This is a genomic window from Rhizobacter sp. P2_G4, from assembly GCF_056403575.1.
Genome location: NZ_JBFUFG010000015.1, coordinates 1 through 20,545 on the forward strand (window position 1 = coordinate 1; position 20,545 = coordinate 20,545).

The window sequence follows — 20,545 nt, forward strand, 5'->3', positions numbered from 1 at the left end:
CCTGGTTGCCGATCGCAAGAACCCGAACAAGGTCTATGCCTACGATTCAGGCGCCAATTGGTGGGGCACGCCGGGCAAGGCCTATGTGTCGACGGATGGCGGCCACACGTTCACGCTGAGCCAGGGCTCGGTGAGCGCGGGGCTGGCCCCCAACTACTTCGCGAACACCTCGCTGGCGGTCAACCCCAACGCCGAGGGCGACCTCTGGCTGGCCGACGGCAACGCCGTGTACCACTCGGTGGATTCGGGCTCGAGCTGGACGAAGCTGAGCCAGTTTGCGTCGATCACGGGCAGCAACGCGTGGCCCGACGTGCAGGGCGCCACGGCGGTGGCGGTGGGCAAGGCCAAGCCCGGCGCGGCGTACTCGGCTGCGGTCTATGTGGTGGGCGTGGTGGGCGGCGTGTGGGGCGTCTACCGCTCGGACGACGGCGGCGCCACCTGGTCGCGCTTCAACGACGACGCGCATCAGTTCGGCGGCATCGGCGCGTTGGCGGCCGACCAGAACGTTTATGGCCGGGTCTACGTCAGTGGCACCGGGCGGGGGCTGCTGTACAGCAACTGAACCAGTTCGGCTCGCGCCGGTCTACGGCGCCTTGACGACCCGCGTCTTTCCGCGGCTTGAACATGACCGCATGGTGCTGAAGGCCAATGGCAAGGAGAGCGGCTGAAGCGTGCCGATTTCCTTGCGGTTGCCGCCATCGCGGAACTCCGAGCGTCGCAAGCACGGTGTGAGGTGCTTGCCCGTTCGCCGCCCAGATCGACTGCAGCCCTACTGCGCAACAACGACGTTGTCGGCAGGACCAGATGCACTCGTGGCCACTGAAACGACAGACCCTGCCGGGGTGGTGACGGTGTTGCTGTGCCCCTGGACGACAACGACATTTCCGTTAGGCGCACTCACTGTCGTCCCTGCTGGAACATCAACCGTTTGTCCCTTTTCAAGGGTGATCGATTGACCAGCAGAAAGAGTCGTCGGTGCAGCACTCGGCGTGCTGTCGCTGCCCCCCCCGCAGGCGGAAAAAGCAGCAACACACAGAACGACAGAGCCCACGAGTTTCGTGTTCATTTTTCTTCCTGGGTGAAAGCGGGAATCCTAGCGTCGGGGCCTGAATCCGGTCTTAAGACCCCCGGGCGCGGAGACGTAAGCGGCACTCGCTTCGGACATCAGCTTTTGTCTCATGGCCTATGGGGGCTGCGCCACGACCATGCGCCAGGTCACACCACGGGATGAGCTTCTCGCCGTCGCTCTTGATGAGCCTGCCCACCTGGTCATCTGCGTAGCCAGTGGACACGATGAGATGATTGCCGCGCCCTGTGCATTGACACGGCATCACAATATTTCCAGGGAGTATTCCAATGAAGAGGGATGGTGGCTTGACGTCGAACGTCTGGCGTGGAGTGGTGTGGCTCGCAAGGTCACTTCCTTTGGCGTTGTTCATGGTCGTCCCCAACGCGCACACGCAACCCGCGTCGGGGCCGCCGCCCGTCCCCATCGGCCCGCCGCACGGCTTCCCTCCGGCGTGGCATGGCATGCCGGGGCCCATGACACCACCGAAGCTGCCGCCACTTGCGCACGAGCAAGCGCCTGTCGACTGGCCAGTCGTCGACTACTTCGACCAAGCCTTGCAAATGACAGGGCTGAAGCCTGGCACGCGGGCCTCGTCGCTCAAGCTGAGAATGACGGCCAACGAAGAACCACCCTATCTTGCGTTGCCGGTGCAGAGCCAGGCGTTCGGCTTTTCGCCTGCATTTCGCGCTCTGGTTGGCGCAGAGCTCGATCAGCAGCTTGAAGCTGCCGGCATCGACGCCGCCGGGCAGACTGATCTCGTTGATGGCCAAGGGCCATTCGTTCGCCGCTTCGACGTCGCCAGGGTCGATGCGTTTGCCGCGGAGCACCCGAAGCATAAGCTGATCGGGCTGTATGTGGGACACGACGGTGTCACGCAGATGTTCCTCACGCTGGTCGTGCGTGATGGTGCGAAGAGACAAGTCGCTCACCGCGCACTCGCGTTGCCGGCCGACCCAGCCTCGGCATTCGCGCCAATCTCAGCGGCTCTGCCTAGTCTGCTGAAGGAGGCTGGGCTGCCGGTTCGACCGACCGATGTGCGGGCCGATCGGCCCGCCACCGGTTGCCAACTCGACACTTTCAACTTTGCCACTCCTACGCGCAACGCTCCATCTGGCGCGCGTGCTTGCCACGCCTTCGCGCTGGGCATGCTCCTGCCGGTTTACGAGACCGTTGGCGCGCGCTTCGGTGCCCCTGAAGCACAGTCTCCAGCACGGCTAGCTTGGTTGGCACAGGCTTACGTCTTGGCCACCCCTGAAGCACTTTCGCCGGCCACAGCAGCCGCGATTCGTGACTGGACATTCAGGCACCTGGGTTTGCCAGTCGCGCAAGCCACGACAAGTTCTCCTGCACCCGTCGATGACCCGGTGGTGCAGCGGATCATGCAACTGAATCAGTTGCACACCAACAGCGAGAGGTCACCAGCTCGCTCGGCCCAAGACGCGCGAACCCAGCAAGTCGAGCGTATGACTCGGAATCTGCCGGAGTTCGCTACCGCAGTGTTTCGCGCTCATCTCGATTTCACCGAGCCTTTCTCTCAAGTCGACTTGTGCAGCATCGAGCGCCTGCTTCCGCAGGCGATGCCTCGCGCCGAATGCCGAGAGCAAGGCCAGGCAGCGCCGTCGCGCGCCGCCTGGCCGGCCGAAACGCTGCTGTACCAGGAGTGGCGACTCGCCACGTACTACAAGGAACTCGACCACGCAGGGAATACACAGGGTTCGCGCGCCCGCGTAGATGCTGCTCTCGCACGCTGGCCGGGCGATGCGGCTGAACACCCGCTGCTGCAGCGCTTGCGCCACATGGTCACCGGCAAGTTCGCGACCAACGGCACCGTCGATGATTTGATGAATGCCTCACGAGCCAGCGCCCGTGCGGTCACACAGAATACCGTCGACCTGCAGCGAGCTGACCGCTGGCTGGCTGGGCATTCCTTGAACGGCCATTCGTGGACGAACAACCTGAACATGATGAACGATCCCCAGGTGCAAGAGGTCACGGGGCACGAGCTGCGCTTGCTCTCTGTGCTGCGCTTCGATCGGTTCACCATGGACCGGTATCTTGCCCCGCGCAAGGCCGGCGACACCGCGTTTTTCTTGGCGCCGCCCATGCTGCTAAATTTTTCGAGCGGTGGCATGCCGCCGTATCTCGTGCAGAGCGGCCCGCCGATGCAGGCGGGCATGCCGCCGCCAAGCTTTCTGGCAAGCGCATCCAAGCGCAAGAAGTTTCCGACGCCATTCGCGGTACTTCAGGTGAGTAGTGACAAAGAACTGCTGGCAGAAATCGAAAACTCCCCGACCGATCTCCACGCCCGCACGACGCTGGCCATAGGTCGCCTGCAAGACGGGGGAACGCTTGCCGACGCGCTGAAATTGATCGATGCCCAACCGCGGGACCAGCGGCTGGACCAGCGTGTCAGCCAATCCCACGCGTGGGCCGAGCCGGGCCATTACTTCTACTTTGCTGGCGAACTGGAACCGGCTCGCCGGTACTACGCAAAGACTGCCGAGATCGGCACCGGCAGCGAGTCGGACATGATGGCCCGCACCCGGCTCAAACTGCTGGACGGCCAGTTGCGTGATGCGCTCGAATCCTCCGCACGGCGTGCAGACCGATACGACTCCAATTACGCGCGACGCGACCAGGTCGGTCTCTTGTTCATGCTCGGCGAGCGCGACAAAGCGTGGCAGGTCTTCATGTCTCGGGCCATGTCAAGCAATCTGTTTCCTTTCTGGATGGCGGCCTATACCGGCCATCGCATGGAAAAGGCCGATCTTGCGCAAGTCGACGAATGGCTGACCAAGAGCCAGCTCGACAAGGCACAGGTCAATTTCACCGATGCCAGCAGCCTGTACATGCATCTGGTATCCGTCATGGACCGGCTCCCATCGGAGGCTGATGTTCAGCGACTCAAGCGAACCAGGGGATCGAAGCCGTACATGGACCCTATGTGGAGCGCATCGGCCGGGCTGGCACGAAGCGCACTGCTGGGATCCGAATCCACTGCGGCCTATGAGGCGGCTTCTGCAGCACTGAAGAATCGCAGCGATTCTTCAGTCTCGTTCATGCAACCGCTCTACACATGGGTGGCATGGCAAGCAAGCGGAGGCAAGGACCCTTACCTCGACGAGGTACGCGAGGTCACGACCCGCTTGAGCTTCGACGAGATGCTCTCCAAATCCATGGTCCTGGCACTGGAAGGCAAGAGCGAAGAGTCACTGCGTTACTTCACGGCCGCCCGCTACCAGATCGCGTCCACATCGGAGCGCATCGTCCCGGGCGCGTACTCGTGGGCATTGGCTGGACTGCTGATGCATCGCAAGACCGGCCAGGAGGTTTATCGCCGGGACACCTTGCGCTTCGTTCGCGCGTACCAGAAGGTGTTCCCGTATCAAGGCTGGCTCTACGGCATGGAAGCGCTGCTCGCGACTGAGAACTCCGGCCGACTCATCGCAGCCTGCAGGGCACAGCACCTGGACGCGGGCTCCTATTTCCTGAGTCAGGCCCAGGTGAAGGGCGTGGACGCGGCGTCCTGCCGCGCGGCGCTGAAGTCATTGCTGCACTGATGCCCTTCCCGCTGGTTCACGGCCAAGTCCCTCAACGGCATGGTCAGCAGTGGCCGCAGGCGCGGCCACTGCTCAGCGTCCCCGCACAAGCGCCATCGGTACCCAGGTGTACCCATGCCGACTATCGGCCTGCAATTTCCCAATCCCCGGAAACCCCACATGCGCCGCGGCGACCCACGTCCCTTCGCGCGCGGCCTCGCGAAAGATCCTCTCGCGATTCGCTTTCGACAGCGCTGGCATCGCGTCGAACACTACCGTCGCCGCGGGCAGTGGGAACTGCACGGCCGCCACGTGCATCAGGTCGCCCCAGAGGATGAGCTTCTCGCCTTCGCTCTGCACGACGTAGATGCTGTGGCCGGGCGTGTGGCCAGCGGCGGGTTCGCCATGCACGCCGGGGACGAGTTCGGTGCGGCCGTCGAAGGGCTTGAAGCGGCCGCTCTTCACGTACGGGTCGAGCATGGCCATCGCGCTTTCGAAGTCTTCGGCGTCGCCCTTTGATGCGGCCATCTTCTCGCGGCTGAGGTAGTGATCGGCCTCGCGTGCCTCGGCGCGCACCACGGCGTTGGGGTACACGGCCTGGCCGTCGATGGTGAGGCCGCCGACGTGGTCGGTGTGCATGTGGGTGAGGTAGATCTCGTCGATCTGCTCGGGCGTGTAGCCAGAGGCGCGCAGGTTGGCGAGCACGTGGCCGAGCCTGTCGCCGAACATCTTTGATGCGCCGGTGCCGGTGTCGACCATCACGATGCGTTGGCCGGTGTCGATGACGAAGGCGTTCACCGACATCGGCATTGCGGGCGTGAGGTAGTGCTTCGCGAGCAACGCCTTCAGCTTCGCCGGGCTGGGCTTCTTGAACACCTCGGTGACCGGCATGTCGAGCGTGCCATCCCACAGCGCGGTGACGGTGATGCGGCCGATCTGCGCGCGGTACCAGCCGGGGCTTTCGGCGAGCGGCTCGGCGGCGTGCGATGCCAGGCCCGCGGTGAGCGCGAGCAGGCCGGCGATGAAGCGCAGCACGGCCTGTGCGCACCGATTCTTCAGACCGTCGACGATTGGCCTTCGGGTGGAGCGGCGCCAGAAGTGAGCCGCACGGACAGCGGCGTGGGTGCCACACAGGATGGTCGTCATGAAGAATGCCTACGTCTTGTTGTTCGTCGCAATCGTCGCAGAAGTGGCGGTCACGAGCTTCGAACGCGGGCCAGATCGTGATGAACCTGTTCTCCACGTCGGCGGGGCACCGAGCAGGGCGGTCGGGCAAGCACGCAAGCGTCTCCCGTTCGGGCTGAGGTATCGAAGCCCCTCGCTGCCCTTCGATACCTCATGGCGAACGGAGCTTGGCTGGGGTCACCAATCAGGAAGCTTGGCTGAAAGCGCAAATAGAAAACCCGCTCAGCCTGAGAGGACCTCAGGCTGAGCGGGTGTTTCTTGGCGAACGCTTCCGCGAACGGCGGGCCCAGATGGACCCGTGGTGCGCTCAGGCGATATCGAACCTGTCGAGGTCCATCACCTTGGCCCATGCGGCCGCGAAGTCATCGACGAACTTCTTCTGCGCGTCTGCGCTGGCGTACACCTCGGCAATGGCGCGCAGCTGCGCATTCGAGCCGAACACCAGGTCGACGCGCGTGGCCGTCCACTTCGGCGCGCCGGTCTTGCGGTCACGCCCTTCGAACTGCTCTTGGGTGCCCGAGGTGGACTTCCACTCCGTGCCCATGTCGAGCAGGTTGACGAAGTAGTCGTTGCTCAAGGGGCCCGGCTTCGTGGTGAGAACGCCGTGCTGGCTCTGGCCGACATTGGCACCCAGCACGCGCAAGCCACCGACGAGCACGGCCATCTCGGGTGCCGTCAACGTGAGCAGCTGTGCCTTGTCGATCAGCAGCAACTCGGCGGGCACGGCATAGCGAGACTTCTGGTAGTTGCGAAAGCCATCGGCAACGGGTTCGAGCGGCGTGAACGAGGGCACGTCGGTCTGCGCCTGAGAAGCGTCGGTGCGGCCGGGCGAGAACGGAACCTGAGTCTCATGCCCCGCATCGGCCGCTGCCTTCTCCACACCGGCAATACCCGCCAGCACGATCAGGTCGGCGATCGAGATCTTCTTGCCGCCCTTCTGCGCAGCGTTGAACTGGCCGCGGATGCCTTCCAGCACGTTCAGCACCTTCGCCAGTTGCTCGGGCTGGTTGACGGCCCAGTCTTTCTGCGGTGCGAGGCGAATGCGCGCGCCGTTGGCGCCGCCCCGCTTGTCGGAGCCGCGGAAGGTGGAGGCCGAGGCCCAGGCGGTCGACACCAGTTCGGCCACCGTCAAGCCAGATGCCAGCACCTGCTTCTTGAGCGACTCGACATCCTGCGCATCGACCAGTGCGTGGTCGACCGCGGGAATCGGGTCCTGCCAGATGAGTTCTTCGGCCGGCACTTCTGGGCCGAGGTAACGGGCACGCGGGCCCATGTCGCGGTGGGTGAGCTTGAACCAGGCGCGTGCGAAGGCATCGGCGAACTGGTCGGGGTTGGCCAGGAAGCGCCGGGAGATCTTCTCGTAGGCAGGGTCGAGCCGAAGCGAGAGGTCGGTGGTCAGCATGGTCGGCGCGAGGCGCTTGGAAGCGTCGTGCGCATGCGGAATGGTGCCGGCACCGGCGCCGCCCTTGGCGACCCACTGGTGTGCGCCTGCGGGGCTCTTGGTCAGCTCCCATTCGAAGGCGAACAGGTTCTCGAAGAAGTTGTTGCTCCACTTCGTCGGCGTGGTGGTCCAGGTGACTTCGAGCCCGCTCGTGATGGTGTCGGCGCCCTTGCCGGTGGCAAAGCCGTTCTTCCAGCCGAAGCCCTGGGCTTCGAGGCCGGCCGCCTCAGGCTCTTCTGCGACGTGCGATGCCGCAGCAGCACCGTGCGTCTTGCCGAAGGTGTGGCCACCGGCGATCAGCGCGACGGTCTCTTCGTCGTCCATGGCCATGCGGCCGAAGGTGTCGCGGATGTCGCGCGCCGCGGCGAGCGGGTCGGGGTTGCCGTCCGGACCTTCGGGGTTGACGTAGATCAGACCCATCTGCACGGCAGCCAGCGGGTTCTCGAGATTGCGTGAGTGCTTGTCACCGTCGGCATCGTCTTCGGAGACCAGCACGCCGCCTTGCTTCTCGACGCCTTCGGAACCGTGGGCGTAGCGCAGGTCACCGCCGAGCCAGGTGGTCTCGCGACCCCAGTACACGTCTTGATCGGGTTCCCACACGTCGGGGCGGCCGCCGGCGAAGCCGAAGGTCTTGAAGCCCATCGTCTCGAGAGCGACGTTGCCGGTCAGGATCATCAGGTCGGCCCACGAAATCTTGTTGCCGTATTTCTGCTTGATCGGCCACAGCAGGCGGCGCGCCTTGTCGAGGCTCACGTTGTCCGGCCAACTGTTCAGGGGCGAGAAGCGCTGCTGGCCACGGCCCGCACCGCCGCGGCCATCGCCGATGCGGTAGGTGCCGGCGCTGTGCCATGCCATGCGAATGAACAGTGGACCGTAGTGCCCGAAGTCTGCGGGCCACCAGTCTTGCGAGTCGGTCATCAACGCGGCAAGGTCTTTCTTCAGCGCGGCGAGATCGAGGCTCTTGAACGCCGCGGCGTAATCGAAGTCATTGCCCATCGGGTCGGACTTGGAGGAATGCTGATGCAGCAGATCCACACGCAATTGCTTGGGCCACCAGTCACGGTTGGTCGTACCACCACCGCCTGCACCGCCGTGGTCGACGGGGCACTTCGATTGAGCTTTTTCGTTTGCCATGTGGGCAACTCCTGCTTGATGAGAGAAAGTGATCAGGGACGGACGAATTCTGTTGCAAGGAACGTGTCGTCGCGACTGAAACGCTCTATCCCATCGATAGCTGACGGCACCGTGAACACACCGCGCTCTGCGCGCACGTGCCGATGCATGACGACGCGCCGTGCGGCGAGTGTGCTCCGATTCATGACCAATCGGTGACGGTCACGCAACGGCAGCTACTTCGATGAAGGAGTGGAGTTCGCAGGCCCGACCCTCAGGCCGACGCGGGTGTTGTTCAGCTCGTAGACATAAGCCGCGCGGCAGGCCTTGCCGCGCTGCGTCGAGCGCAGCAGTTCGTCGGCTTCGATGCTTCGGATGCGGCGGCGCAGCTCTCTCGCCATCTGCCCCACGGTCCACGTGGAGACCGATGCACAGAAGGTCGGTACCTCTCTCGATGTGAGCAGCGCCAACACGAAGCCGGTGCAGTTTCCCGCTGCGGTACGCACCGCTTCACGGTGTGCATCGACCGCCTTCGAGCGGCTGCCTCGCGCCAGCTGGATCGAGAGGCTCACCGCACTCAGTTCACACCGGGTGGTGCTCTCGTTGAGGGCCACCATGTCGAAGGAGCCGCTCAGGTACTCGTTGACCTTGTCGGCGCCTTGCCGGGACAAACGCTGCTCCAGGTCGGCGACCAATGCATCGGACGCCGTGGCGGCCGTCGGATAAACGACGGCCGCCACGAGAACAGCGAGCAGCTTCCGGGGCAAGCTCAGGCCCGAACGGGCAGCTTCCAGTTCGGCCGGATGAAGTGGCAGGTGTAGCCGTTGGGAATGCGCTCCAGGTAGTCCTGGTGCTCGGGCTCGGCTTCCCAGAACGGGCCAACAGGCGCGAGTTCGGTGACCACCTTGCCGGGCCACAGGTCCGAGGCGTTGACGTCGGCGATGGTTTCTTCCGCCACACGTTTCTGCTCTTCGCTCGTGTAGTAGATGGCCGAGCGGTAGCTCAGCCCCATGTCGTTGCCCTGCCGGTTCTTGGTGGTCGGGTCGTGGATCTGGAAGAAGAACTCGAGCAATCGACGGAAGCTGATGCGCTCGGGGTCGAAGATGATCTCGATGGCCTCGGCATGCGTGCCGTGGTTGCGGTAGGTGGCATTCGGCACGTCACCGCCGGTGTAGCCCACGCGCGTGGAGACCACGCCGTCGTATTTGCGGATGAGGTCTTGCATGCCCCAGAAGCAGCCGCCTGCCAGCACTGCGCGTTCGGTGGTACTCATTTCACTTCCTCTACTTGGTCGATGTAGGCGCCATAGCCTTGCGCTTCCATGTCATCGCGATGGATGAAACGCAGCGAGGCCGAGTTGACGCAATAACGCAAGCCGCCGCGGTCACGCGGGCCGTCGTTGAACACGTGCCCGAGGTGGCTGTCACCATGCGTCGAGCGCACTTCGGTCCGCACCATGCCGTGTGCGGTGTCGGTCAGCTCGTTGATGTGGGCCGGTTCGATCGGCTTGGTGAAGCTCGGCCAGCCGCAACCCGACTCGAACTTGTCGGACGAAGCGAACAGCGGCTCGCCCGAGACGATGTCGACATAGATGCCCGGCTCGTCGTTCTCGAGGTATTCACCGGTGCCCGGCCGCTCGGTCGCGCTCTGCTGCGTGACGCGGTATTGCTCGGGCGACAAGGCGGCCACGGCCTCGGATGTCTTCTGGTACTTCGGCATGTCGTTCCCTTCTGGAAGGCGTTGTTGAAAGGGTGGCTGAGGAGTATGACTGCGGCGACGCCGCCAGGTTCACTGGCAGGCTGTAGACCTTCATCGGGCAGTGGCCAGGCGCCTGCTGCGGCCTTCTGATGTCGGCCGCCACGCTCGCTTCTTACACCTAGGGCGCCACCAGACTCACCCCGGCGAGGGCTGGATTTGCGGTCAAGGTGGGCGTTTGCAAGGGCCCTTGCGTCGCCTTGCGCGGCACGCTTCGCAAAAGCTCGCTCACGCGCGGGCCGACGTACTTGAACGCGCTCTGCAAGGTCACTGCGCCACCTTGCGCGGCCTTGCCCGACAAGGCTTCGATCAGCGCATAGGTGAAGGCGCCGTGCCTGGGCGCGGTGCCGGCGGCGTTCTGCGGCACTTCGTACGACTCCTGGTCGCCTTGCGAGGCGGACAACACGGCGATCTGTGCCGAGGCGCTGCGCTTGGCCAGTGCATACGGGTCGCTGCGGCCGTCGGCGCTGCCGGAGTGGCAGGTGTCAAGCACGAGGATTCGCTTGCCGGGCACGCGCTTGAGCAGGGTGTGCAGCTCGGTGCCGCTCATCAGGCTGGCCGCGGAGCGCACGTCGACCGGCTGGCCGGGCTTGGCGGTGAAGACGTTGAGCAGGTCTTGCTGGCTCGCGTCCTTGGTGACGAAGTAGTACTCGCCCGAAGCGGGGTCGGGCGTGAAGCCGTGCGAGGCGACGAACACGAGCACGGTGTCGTCGGGGCTCACTTTTTCGAGCTCTTGCAGGCGCGAGACGAGGTTGGCCTTGGTGGGCTTGTCGGCGCTGTCTTCGGTGAGCAGCACGGTGCTCACGCTGCTGAAGAGCTTGCCGGTGTGGCGCGTGATCACCTCGGCCAGCTCGCGTGCGTCGTTGGTGGTGTTGGGGAGCTGGCTGATCTGCAGCTTGCAGCTCTTCGACGGGTCTTTCTCGGCCTCGCAGGCGAGCACGCTGTCGAAGCGCGACACGCCGGTGACCACCAGCCACAGCTTGCCGGGCCTGGCGCGCGCCGGTGCGGGCTGTGTGAGCGGGGCCGATTCGTCGAGGCCCAGCGAGCGCTCGGTCTCGGCCTCGACCCGGATCACCGAGGTGGCGCTGCCCACGCGTGCGTTCACGGTGCGGTTGACGCGCTGCGAATCGGCCGCGCTCACCAGCCGGTCTGCTGCGCGCAGCACGGGCACGCCGTCGACGTACACGCCGAGCTCGCTGATGGCGGCGCCAGTGCTCTCGGCAATCAGGCGCACGGCCACAGTGCCGGGCTCGCTGCCAGGCGTGATGGACTCGATGCTCACACGCGGTGCGGCCATCTGCCGCAGCGTCTCGGCAAGCTGATCGGCCGCGGCGATCGCGGCGAGCGTGGTGGCGCGCAAGGCGGTGCGCACGAGGTCGGGCCGGTACAGCTTGCGTTCGAACTGCACGGCACGAAAGAAGTCGGGGCTCTGCGCGTCACCGCGGTTCACCAGCCAGCCGACGTACTGGTCGCCTTGCGGTGACGAGGCATAAAACCCATCGCCACGCCAGGCCACCCAGTCGCCGCCGTTGGCGTGCACGAAGAGGCCCAGCAGCTCGCGCCCGCTGTCCACGCCGTACCAGCGGATGGTGCCGTCGCCCAGCGCCACCACCACCTTCTTGCCGTCGCCGGTGATGAGCGTGTGGTGCGCCGCGGCAGGCAGGTAGGGCGGGTTCTCCCAGGCCTTGAGCGGTTTGCCTTGCGCATCGACCACGCGCAGCCGCCACTGCGTGCCGATGGCGGCAATGGGTTGCGTGGCGTGCACCGCCCAACTCCATGCGCTCTCTTCGCGGTCCATCGCCACGGGCTTGCCGTTGACGAGCGTCTTGTCGCGGTAGGCGTAGATGCCGGTCTGCGTGTCGACCTTGGCCGCGCCGCTGCGGCGCGCAGGTTGCAGCGCCTTGTCGTCGAGGCCTTCGGTGCTGAGCACCTTGAGCTGGTTGATGGTGCCGAGGTTCACGCGCAGACGCGTGGCGTCGCCGCGCGCGAACACCAGCGCCTGGCCGTCGGCCGAGACGCGGAAGGCGTCGGCATCGGCGCGCTGGGCGTAGAAGTCGATGTTGTCGGGCAGCATGCGCATGGGCTGGCCCTCGCGGTCGATCACCACCTGGCCCTCGGCATTCAGGCGCGTGATCGACGGCACAGTGGTCGAGAGCACGATCTGGCCCTGCGGCAAGGGCAGCATGTTGGTGATCTGCTGGCGGCCGGCGTTCCAGCGTTGGAGCGCGCCGCTGAGCGGGTCGCGCACGCGGTAGATCGGCGTGGGGCCGTCGCCTTCGACGTTGCCGCTCACGTAGAGCGTGGCGCTGTCGGGCGACCACGCCACGCAGCAGAGCGACTGCTGGTCGGCCTCGGCGGCGCGCAGCGTGCGCTTGACCGTCAAGGTGGCAGCGTCCATCAGCGTCACTTCGGGTTGGTAGCGGCCGCCATCGGCGCGGTAGCGCACGCCGAAGGCCAGCCACTTGCCGTCCGGCGAGAAGCGGATGCCGCCGAGCTGCGAGCCGGTGCACTGCGGTTGGCCGGCGGGCACCGGCGGGTACTGGTTGCGGAACGCAAGCGCCATGTCTTTCGCATACACGCGCACGCAGCCGTCTTCGGAGGTGGACGCGAGCCGGCCGTCGGGCGCGAAGTGCACGAAAGTCACCGGCGCGGCGTAGGCGTTGTCGGTGCCGAGCGAGGCGCCGGTGTCGGCGTCGACCACCTGCACGCCGCCGCGCGCGAGACCGACAGCGAGGCGCTTGCCGTCGGGCGAGAGGTCGAGCGAGATCACCACGTCGTTCTCGAAGCGGGCGATCTTGCCGACGATGCGACCGCGCTCCGCGTCGACGGTGTAGACATGCGCGGCGCGGTTCCATTGCCAGCCGGTAACGCCGGCTACATAGACGCGCTTGCCATCGCGGCTCACGGCGAGGCCGTGGGGGGTGCCTTCGAGACCGGGCTCGGCCGGCAGGTAAACGGTGCGCAGCAACTGCAGGTCGGCCATGCGCCAGATGCGCAAGGTCTTGTCGAGCGAGACGGTGTAGAGGCGCGAGTAGTTAGCGTCAGCGCGGATCTGGCCGACGGGGGCGTTGTGCATTTCTTGCACGACGCGGAGTTGCGGGGTGGTGTTGGGCGTGGCGGCGATGGTTTGGCCAGCGAAGCCCAGTGCAAGCGTTGCTGCCAGCATGGCAACGCCGCCCAGCACGCCCTTAGCCGTTCTGGCTGAGGTATCGAAGCCCCGCACCGCTGACAACCAACGCACCAGCAAACGCCTCACTACTTCGCCGCCGCGCAATCCCGCTCCGTTTTGCCGTCGGCGGGCTTGACGGGTTGCAGCGACTCCGGCGCGCACACCGCGTTCGTGCTCGACGTGCCCAGGCGATAACGGCGCTTGAACACGTTGAAGGCCGAGCCTGGCACCGCAGAGCCGCGGCCGAGGTCGGCCTGCGAGGCGGCGCGCACGCCGAAGAGAACCTCGCCTTCGCCCAGCTCGCCGCCCGGCGTGCCCTCGGCACCGGCCACAGGCAACACCGGGATGCTGTCGGTCGGCGTGGTGGGCTCGGGCGGCGGCGGCGTACCGCTGCCGGTCTGCCCCGCAGGTGCGGTGGCGCCACCGGCGCCCTGCCCGCTCGCCGAGCCGGCGCCCGTGCTGCCGGCAGTGCCACCGGCCAATGAACCGAAGCCGGCGCCGACACCAGCAAAACCCACCGTGCTGTTGTTGAAGCCGGGGATGCCACCGAGACCCGGGATGGCGACGCCGGTGTTGGAGTCGGAGACGGCCGAGCCATTGGCGGAATTGATGATGCCGTCGTAGAAGAAAACGCGTGTCCCGGGGCGCGACCCGGTCGCCTGCGCGTCAACCAATGCACTTCTCACCGTGTACGTGGCGGGACCAATGGTCTGCACCAACTGCGGGTCCGGGAAATTGTCCGAAGGCAGGTAGCTGGGCTGGTAGTAGGTCGACTGGTTCAGGGCATATACCGGAATGGCCTGCGTGCCATTTTGCAGGGCAACAGTCGATACCCCAGTCACCGCCGGGTACAACGACGACGTGACGCTAACGCCCGATGCCGTTCCAGCCGTGGCGATGCTTGGCGAGACCAGGCGAAGAGCGGCAAGCGCCCCATCGCTTTGCCAGCCCGAGATGGTCCATGCGCCCGGTGCCGTGCCGCCGGGTGGCAGGGCAGGCAAGGCGGCCAGGTTCACGCTGCCGAGTTCCGTGTGTATCAGCTTGACCTGGTTGACGGTGCCCGCCACCAACTGAAAGGTTTGGATCGCCGCGTTCTCAGGGGTCTGAACCGTTTGGGTCACGATGCTTCCGTTCAACGTGAAGCTTCGTGTCGCGATGGCCGGCACTGACACCGTGAACACGCCGTTGACAGGCACCGTTGCAGCGAATTGCAGGATCTGGAGCGCATCTTGCTGTCCGTTCGGGTCGGTGAAAGGATGAAAGAAGAACAGCTGCCCGCTGTCATCGAGCTTGATCTGCGACGCCCACACCGCGGTCGATGCATCGCCGGCTCCAGGGAACGCCAGGGTCTTCAGGCTGATGCCCTTGGTGGCGGCGACCACGCCAGCAGTGGTCGGGGCCGAAACAATCGGCGTTTCACGCAAGGCTGAAAGCGTCGGCACCGGATCTCCAAGGTGCATGGCTGTCTGCGGCGTGTGGTTGCTCACGCCGGCAATCGTCGCGCTGTCGATGTTGATGCTTTGGCTGGATGTCAGAGCCTGTGTAGGTGCTACCAAGGTTCCAGCATTGGCGGCGTCCTGGTAATTCGCGACGTTGTTAGCCACTTCGATCTTGGCGATTTCCTGGGTCTTCGTGGGCACGGCATGACCGCCCACACCAAACACCTGTTCTCCGGCATGCGCATTCCCTGCAGCGACCTTGCCGTCCGCGGTGACGTTGTAGACCGCCATGTCGAAAACCGTCGGACCGGTGTTCGGATCGATGATGCTGTTCAACAAGCCGACCTGCTGATAGGTGCCATCGCTGGCAACAATGCGCAAGCCTGTTCCATCCACCAAAAAGCCCGAACCGTCGGTCGCAACCTCCTGTCTCACAGGCAACCCATTCTGGGTCTTGTAGTAGCCGACGATCAGTGAATCGACCGGCAGCTGCGCCATCTCGACCGTGTTGTCGAACAGGGCCAGCACCTTGCCGCCGATGCGGATACCGTAGCCCGTCTTCTGGTCGTCGGTGCCGCCGCGCACGCCGTCGGCGCCCACCGAATCCCAGCCGCGCGAGTACACGCTGCTGCCGAGGTAGACACCATCGGTGGCTTGCGTGCTGCCGCCGGTGAGTTCGATGTCGCCCTTGTTCACCGCGATCTCGTTGTTGCTGACGATGCGGCGGCCGGCGGTGACCGACAGGCCCGGCGTGGTGTCTGTCGGGTTGGCGTTGCCGTCGAGGTTCAGGCCGTTGAGTTCCACCGAGCCCTGCGGTGCGCTGATCACCATGCGGCCGACATTGGGCCGGTACTGCGCGAGGTAGCCACGCGCGTAGTCCACGTAGCCGGTGTTCAGCAGCACCGTGTTGCCGCCGAAGCTGCCGCTGGCGTTGCCGCCGAGGCCGCGCTTGAGCACGACGTTGCCCGTGTCAGACGTGAGCTGCACGCGGTTGTAGGCAATCATCTCGCCGAGGTTCATATCGCCCGCCGCATGCACGGCGATGATGGAGTTCGTGCCATCGGCCCCGGCGTCGAGCGTCGCGTTCTGCGTGGCATCGGTGCCGGTGCTGCTCGCGAGCACGTTGACCGTGCCTTGCGTCGAGTCGAGTGCGATGGTGCCGGCGTGCGTCTGGATGTCGCTGTTCGCCGCCAGATTGCCCTGGCTCGTGAGGCTGAGGTTGACGTCGCCATCGGCGCGGATGCCGGCGTTGCCGAGCGTGAGCGTGCCGCCGCGCGAGGTGAGCGACACGCTGCCGGTGTTCGTGGTCGTCGCGATGCCGGCGCCTGCCAGCAGCGACACCGCGCCGCCAGCACCGATCGTCACCGGGCCCTGGCTGAACAGCGAGCTGTCGCGCAGCGTGACGCTGCCTGTGCTGCTGTCGACCGAGATGCCGCCGGTACCGGCGATGCCACCAGCGAGGTCGATCGCGTCGCGTGCCGTGATGGCGATCGTGGTCGGCCGCGCGGTCGTGCTGGCGTTGACGGCACCGGTGTCGGCTGCGATGGGCTTGCTGACGGTCACGCCCCCTGCGGCGGCGCTGAGCGTGATGCTGCCCTGGCCGAGCAAGGTGCTGGCGTTGACGCCGGTGTTGCCGCCGACCAGCACGTTGCCCGCGGTCGCCTGCAGGTTCAGCGGCGCGGCCGTGGTGCCGGCCTGGCCGGCGTTGGCTTGCAATGTGATGCCGCCTGCGCTCAGCAGCCCACCTTCTGCCGTGGTGGCGCCTTGCGAGGTGATGTTGCCGCTGGCGGTGGTGATGGCGATGCCGCCGGCGCCGGCGTTGACACCTGCCAGCGCCACCGGGCCGGCCGCGTTGACGGTGAGGCCGCCCGTGGCCGCGGTGCCGCCGCCGGTGACGGCCTGGTGCACGGTGACGCCACCACCTGTGGATGTCAGCGTGGCCATGCCCTTGCTGATCACTGCGCCCACGTCGATCGACTGGCCGGCCGTGAGGTCCACGGTGCCGGCCGAGAGCACACCGACATTGTTGGCCGCCGTGGTGATGCTGCCGCCGGCGTCTACGTCGACATTGCCGCCCACGCTCTGGATCACGGCCGTGCTCAAGCCGACGTTGCCGGTGCCGCTGCGCACCGTCGCATTGCCCTGCACCAGCGCGCCGTTGAGGCTCACGTTGCCGGCGCCGTCGACGTTCAGGCTGGCCACCGGTGCGGCCGTGCCGTTGGCACTGGCCGCGACGATGGCGTTGCGCACGTTCACCGTGCCGCTCGCGCTGCGGATGTCGACCGCGCCGCCAGCGAGCACCTGGCCGACGTCGACGCCTGCACCGCCGCGCAGCGTGGCATTGCCGGTGCCGGTGTAGAGCAGCGCCGTTCCGCTGGTGCTGAGCGTGCCGTTGGTGGCGGTGAGCGCGAGTGCGCTGTCATTGAGCGCGATCGTCTGGTTGACGGTGAGGTTGTTGCCCGCGGTGAGCGTGAGGCCCCCACCCGCCACGCCGGTGCCGCCGGTGACGAGACCGTTGACCTCGGAATCGACGGTGATGTTCTGGTCAGCCGTGAGCGTAACGTTGCCGCCGCGGGTGAGGAAGTAGCGCAGCTGGTCGGCGGCGATCTCGGAGTCGCCCGAGGTCACGGTGCCGATGGTCAGGTTGGTCGGGTCGAGCAGCAGCGAGCCCTGCTTTCCGTGGGTCGCGAACATGTCGACATCGCCCATGAAGCCGAGCTGGCCCTTGGATGAGACCTCCACCTGGCCGCCGTTGCCACCGGCCGTGCCGCCGCTCGCCTTGATGCGCCCTGCGAACTGTGTGCTCCGATCGGACCACACGGCCACGGTGCCGCCATTGCCAACGCTGCCGGCACTGGCATCGACGACCGCCCCGGCCTCGATGTTCACCTGCTGCGCATGCGCGAGCGGGCCCTGGCCTTGCCAGTCGCCGCCGATGGCAATGCTGCCGGCGCCGCCTGTGGCCGCGAGCAAGGCAGTGGGCGCGAGGCGCACGTCGCGGCCGGTTACTTCGATGCGGCCACCGACGTCGCCCGATGTTTCCAGCGTGCCGCTTACCGACACCTTGGTGTTGGCATCGCCTTGCAGCGAGATCAGCCCCGGCGCCGTGGCAAACGAGGTGGCCCGCACGACGCCGCTCACGTTGATGATGTTGTCGACCAGTTGTTTGACTGTCGCGGCGCTGAGCTGCACACGTCCGCCCTGCGCGTTGATCTGGCCCGACTGGTCGACGATGGCGGCGAGAGGCATGCCGCTGGCGTCTGTGAGCGTGTTCATCGCGGCCGGGTCGACGATTAGGTTGACGAGCTTGTCGCCATAGAGATCGAGCACGAAGGCATCGCCTGCGGCGAGCGCCACCTTGCCGAGGCGTGCGTTGATCACGCCGCTGTTGGCGACGTTGCGGCCGACCAGCGCCGCGAAGCCGCCCTCGCCCACCGTGATGCTGCCCTCGTTCTCCACGCGCGCACCGGCCTTGCCGGGTTGGTTGAAGTCGAGCTTGCCGGCCATGAAGTTGCTGTTGCTGATGTTGGCGGTGGACGCCGTGAGCGCACCCACATCCACCTGCGCCGAGCGGCCGAACAGGATGCCGTTGGTGTTGACCAGGAACACCTGCCCGTTGGCGTTGATGCGGCCGAAGATGGCCGACGCCTCGTTGCCCACCACGCGGTTGAGGATGGCCGAGCTGGCGTTGGGCTGCACGAAGTTCACCGTCTCGCTGCTGCCCACGTTGAACGAGCGCCAGTCGATGGCGGCGCGCTGCGAGCCTTGCGTGATCGTGGTCGTCGCACCGCTCTGCTGGATGGCGGCTTGCCCGGCCGTCACCGTGCCGCCCTGTGGCGCGGCAAAGGCGAGAGGGACTGCCAGCATGGCGTAGGCCGCTGCGCCAGGCCGGAAGATGCGCGATATCTCGACCGCGAGCGGGCGCGCGGTGAACGGAGTGCGTGAACGTTGGATTGCGGTTGCCATGGCTTGCCTCGCTCTCAGAAATCGATGCCGATGCCCGCGAACACGCGCACATCACGGTTGCCTTCACTGATCACATCGCGGCGGCCCGGCTTGGCCACTTCGAGGTAGCCGCGCGTTCGCCGCGGGCCGCTCACGCGCACGCCAATGCCGGCCGAGCTGAGCGAGGTCGACGCGTAGCCGCCGTCGGCCTGTTGGCGCTTCACGCTGCCGCCGTCGCCGTACACGTAGACCGTCGAGGCGAAGCCAGCGATGCCCAGGTCGTAGCGCACTTCGAGCTTCACGGCCGCACCTTTCTCGCCGATGACTTCGGAGGGGTCGAAGGCGCGCAGGAAGGTCTCGCCGCCGAGGCCGAGTTGTTCGGCCGTGGGAAGCTTGTCCTTCGACGTTTGCGCGGTGCCGGCCAGCAGCGCCGACCAGTTGCCACCCAGGCTCTGCAGGCGCGCGGCGTAGGCCGTGAGCTTGCTGAACTGGGGGTTGGCGTCGACACCGGGGGCACCCTCTTTGGCAGCGCCCAGACTCGATAAGCCCTTGGACCATTCGAGGTCGAGCAGCGAGATGCCGCCCCAGTTGTCGGCGTAGTCGCCGGTGAGGCCGAAGCGCAGCGCGCGGATGCGGTCTTCGGACGCGCGGCTGCCGGCGATGTCGGCGGTATTGTTGTAGCCGTTGAACCCGCCGCGCAGCGAGAGGTTGCTTTGGCGGCTGCGCAACAGCGGGTAGGCCAGGCCTAGGGACACGTTGGTGCTGCGGGTGTCGATGTTGCTGAAGGCAATGTCGGTGTCGGGCTCGGAGCGCGAGGCCGAGGCGCCGAGCTGCAGCTTCAAGCCGTTGCCGCCAAGCGGCACGTCGCCGTTGTAGGCCAGCAGGTTCAGGCGCTTGCTGCCGGCAGTGACCCAGCGCAGGTTGTGGCGGTCGAAGTCGGCGATGGCGTCGTGCACTTCAGCGCTCGCTTCGAAGCGCACGCGGCCTTGGGCGGGCGTGCTGCGGTTGTGCAGCGAGAGCGAGAACTCGGTGCGTTTGAGGCTGGCCACCACTTCGAGGTCGGACGCACCCGGCGTGGCGCTCGGCCGCAGGTTCGCTTGCGCCGAGACACCGGCGAGCTCCCCGATCAGCAGCAGGCTGCGCTCGAGCGTGGCCAGGCGCAACGGCCGCTCGCGCCGCACCGGTTCGAGGTAAGGAAGGAGCTTGGCCTCGGGCAAGCCGGTGACGGATATCTTGTCGATGAAGCCTTCGATCACCTCGATGCGCAGCACCGCCACGCCAACGGTGCGGATGTCTTGCGCCGGGATGATGGCCTGCGACAGGATGAAGCCCGCCTCGCGGTAACGCGCCGAGATGGAAGCTGCGATGCCGAAGGCCTCGGCCAGCGTGATGGGCTTGCCGATCAGCGGCGCCCAGATCGGCGCCAGCGCATCGGTGGGCATGGAGGTACTGCCGTAGACCTGCACCTCGCCGAGCAGAAAGCGCACCTCTTGCGCGCCGGCCGGCACCTGCTCGGCGAAGCGCGGCGTGTCGATGCGCACGCTGTCGCGCCGGACCGGCTGCGGCGGCGGGCGCGTGTCGCGCTCGACGCGGCCGGGCTGAACGGCGCCGCCCTGCGCGAATGATGGTGTGGTGAAGCACGAGGCGGCTATCACGATGCACAACGAAGCGGGCAGCAAGGATCGGATGATTTGGCGCAAGGCAATTCCCCGGTTGTCAGCTGCGCCCCCGAAAGCTGGGTCAGCGCGCGACGCGGATGTTGCAACCGAGCGGCGCACTTTCCAATCCCGCAATCCCTGTAAATGGGCTTCGAGGTGACCTTGGTAACGACCACATAACGCCCGTGAGCACTTCGATCTAGGGGGTTGCCCAGACTTGCCCGGTGCTGCG

The 20,545-nt window shown here is 66.2% G+C and carries 10 protein-coding genes; 2 read left to right on the forward strand and 8 right to left on the reverse strand.

Annotated features, from left to right (window positions below):
- Together AC1DYS_RS29515 and AC1DYS_RS29520 are read left to right on the forward strand one after the other, a co-directional pair.
- The coding region (locus AC1DYS_RS29515) for a beta propeller repeat protein (protein WP_477905206.1) at positions 1 to 562 on the forward strand (562 nt) is incomplete at its 5' end.
- Positions 563 to 1,542: 980 nt separating this feature from the next.
- On the forward strand, positions 1,543 to 4,629 hold the full coding sequence (locus AC1DYS_RS29520) for a hypothetical protein (protein WP_477905208.1): 3,087 nt from the start codon (positions 1,543 to 1,545) through the stop codon (positions 4,627 to 4,629).
- A gap of 72 nt (positions 4,630 to 4,701) precedes the next feature.
- Here AC1DYS_RS29520 and AC1DYS_RS29525 read toward each other — a convergent pair whose 3' ends face one another.
- The 8 genes from AC1DYS_RS29525 to AC1DYS_RS29560 form a co-directional block, all read right to left on the reverse strand.
- A complete protein-coding gene (locus AC1DYS_RS29525; RefSeq protein ID WP_477905210.1) occupies positions 4,702 to 5,754 on the reverse strand; it encodes an MBL fold metallo-hydrolase in 1,053 nt (350 codons plus the stop codon).
- A gap of 346 nt (positions 5,755 to 6,100) precedes the next feature.
- On the reverse strand, positions 6,101 to 8,368 hold the full coding sequence (gene katG / locus AC1DYS_RS29530) for a catalase/peroxidase HPI (RefSeq protein ID WP_477905212.1): 2,268 nt from the start codon (positions 8,366 to 8,368) through the stop codon (positions 6,101 to 6,103).
- 215 nt (positions 8,369 to 8,583) lie between these two features.
- Positions 8,584 to 9,087, reverse strand: coding sequence for a hypothetical protein (locus AC1DYS_RS29535; RefSeq protein ID WP_477905214.1), 504 nt, complete (start codon positions 9,085 to 9,087; stop codon positions 8,584 to 8,586).
- A gap of 29 nt (positions 9,088 to 9,116) precedes the next feature.
- Positions 9,117 to 9,620: a peptide-methionine (S)-S-oxide reductase MsrA gene (gene msrA / locus AC1DYS_RS29540; protein ID WP_477905216.1), complete on the reverse strand. Its 504-nt coding sequence runs from the start codon at positions 9,618 to 9,620 to the stop codon at positions 9,117 to 9,119.
- On the reverse strand, positions 9,617 to 10,066 hold the full coding sequence (msrB, locus tag AC1DYS_RS29545; protein ID WP_477905218.1) for a peptide-methionine (R)-S-oxide reductase MsrB: 450 nt from the start codon (positions 10,064 to 10,066) through the stop codon (positions 9,617 to 9,619). Before msrB ends, msrA begins: the two co-directional genes overlap by 4 nt.
- 157 nt (positions 10,067 to 10,223) lie before the next feature.
- On the reverse strand, positions 10,224 to 13,268 hold the full coding sequence (locus AC1DYS_RS29550) for a caspase family protein (protein ID WP_477905220.1): 3,045 nt from the start codon (positions 13,266 to 13,268) through the stop codon (positions 10,224 to 10,226).
- An 89-nt stretch (positions 13,269 to 13,357) separates the two neighbouring features.
- Complete coding sequence (locus AC1DYS_RS29555) at positions 13,358 to 18,676, reverse strand: beta strand repeat-containing protein (RefSeq protein WP_477905222.1); 5,319 nt, start codon at positions 18,674 to 18,676, stop codon at positions 13,358 to 13,360.
- A 14-nt stretch (positions 18,677 to 18,690) separates the two neighbouring features.
- Positions 18,691 to 20,355: a ShlB/FhaC/HecB family hemolysin secretion/activation protein gene (locus AC1DYS_RS29560; protein ID WP_477905224.1), complete on the reverse strand. Its 1,665-nt coding sequence runs from the start codon at positions 20,353 to 20,355 to the stop codon at positions 18,691 to 18,693.
- Positions 20,356 to 20,545 lie beyond the last annotated feature (190 nt).

Excerpts from the sequence above, each read along its gene's own strand:
- AC1DYS_RS29520 (WP_477905208.1), top strand. The coding sequence starts at position 1,543 with ATGACACCACCGAAGCTGCCGCCACTTGCGCACGAGCAAGCGCCTGTC.
- AC1DYS_RS29525 (WP_477905210.1), bottom strand. The coding sequence starts at position 5,754 with ATGACGACCATCCTGTGTGGCACCCACGCCGCTGTCCGTGCGGCTCAC.
- katG (WP_477905212.1), bottom strand. The coding sequence starts at position 8,368 with ATGGCAAACGAAAAAGCTCAATCGAAGTGCCCCGTCGACCACGGCGGT.
- msrA (WP_477905216.1), bottom strand. The coding sequence starts at position 9,620 with ATGAGTACCACCGAACGCGCAGTGCTGGCAGGCGGCTGCTTCTGGGGC.
- msrB (WP_477905218.1), bottom strand. The coding sequence starts at position 10,066 with ATGCCGAAGTACCAGAAGACATCCGAGGCCGTGGCCGCCTTGTCGCCC.
- AC1DYS_RS29550 (WP_477905220.1), bottom strand. The coding sequence starts at position 13,268 with ATGCTGGCAGCAACGCTTGCACTGGGCTTCGCTGGCCAAACCATCGCC.
- AC1DYS_RS29555 (WP_477905222.1), bottom strand. The coding sequence starts at position 18,676 with ATGGCAACCGCAATCCAACGTTCACGCACTCCGTTCACCGCGCGCCCG.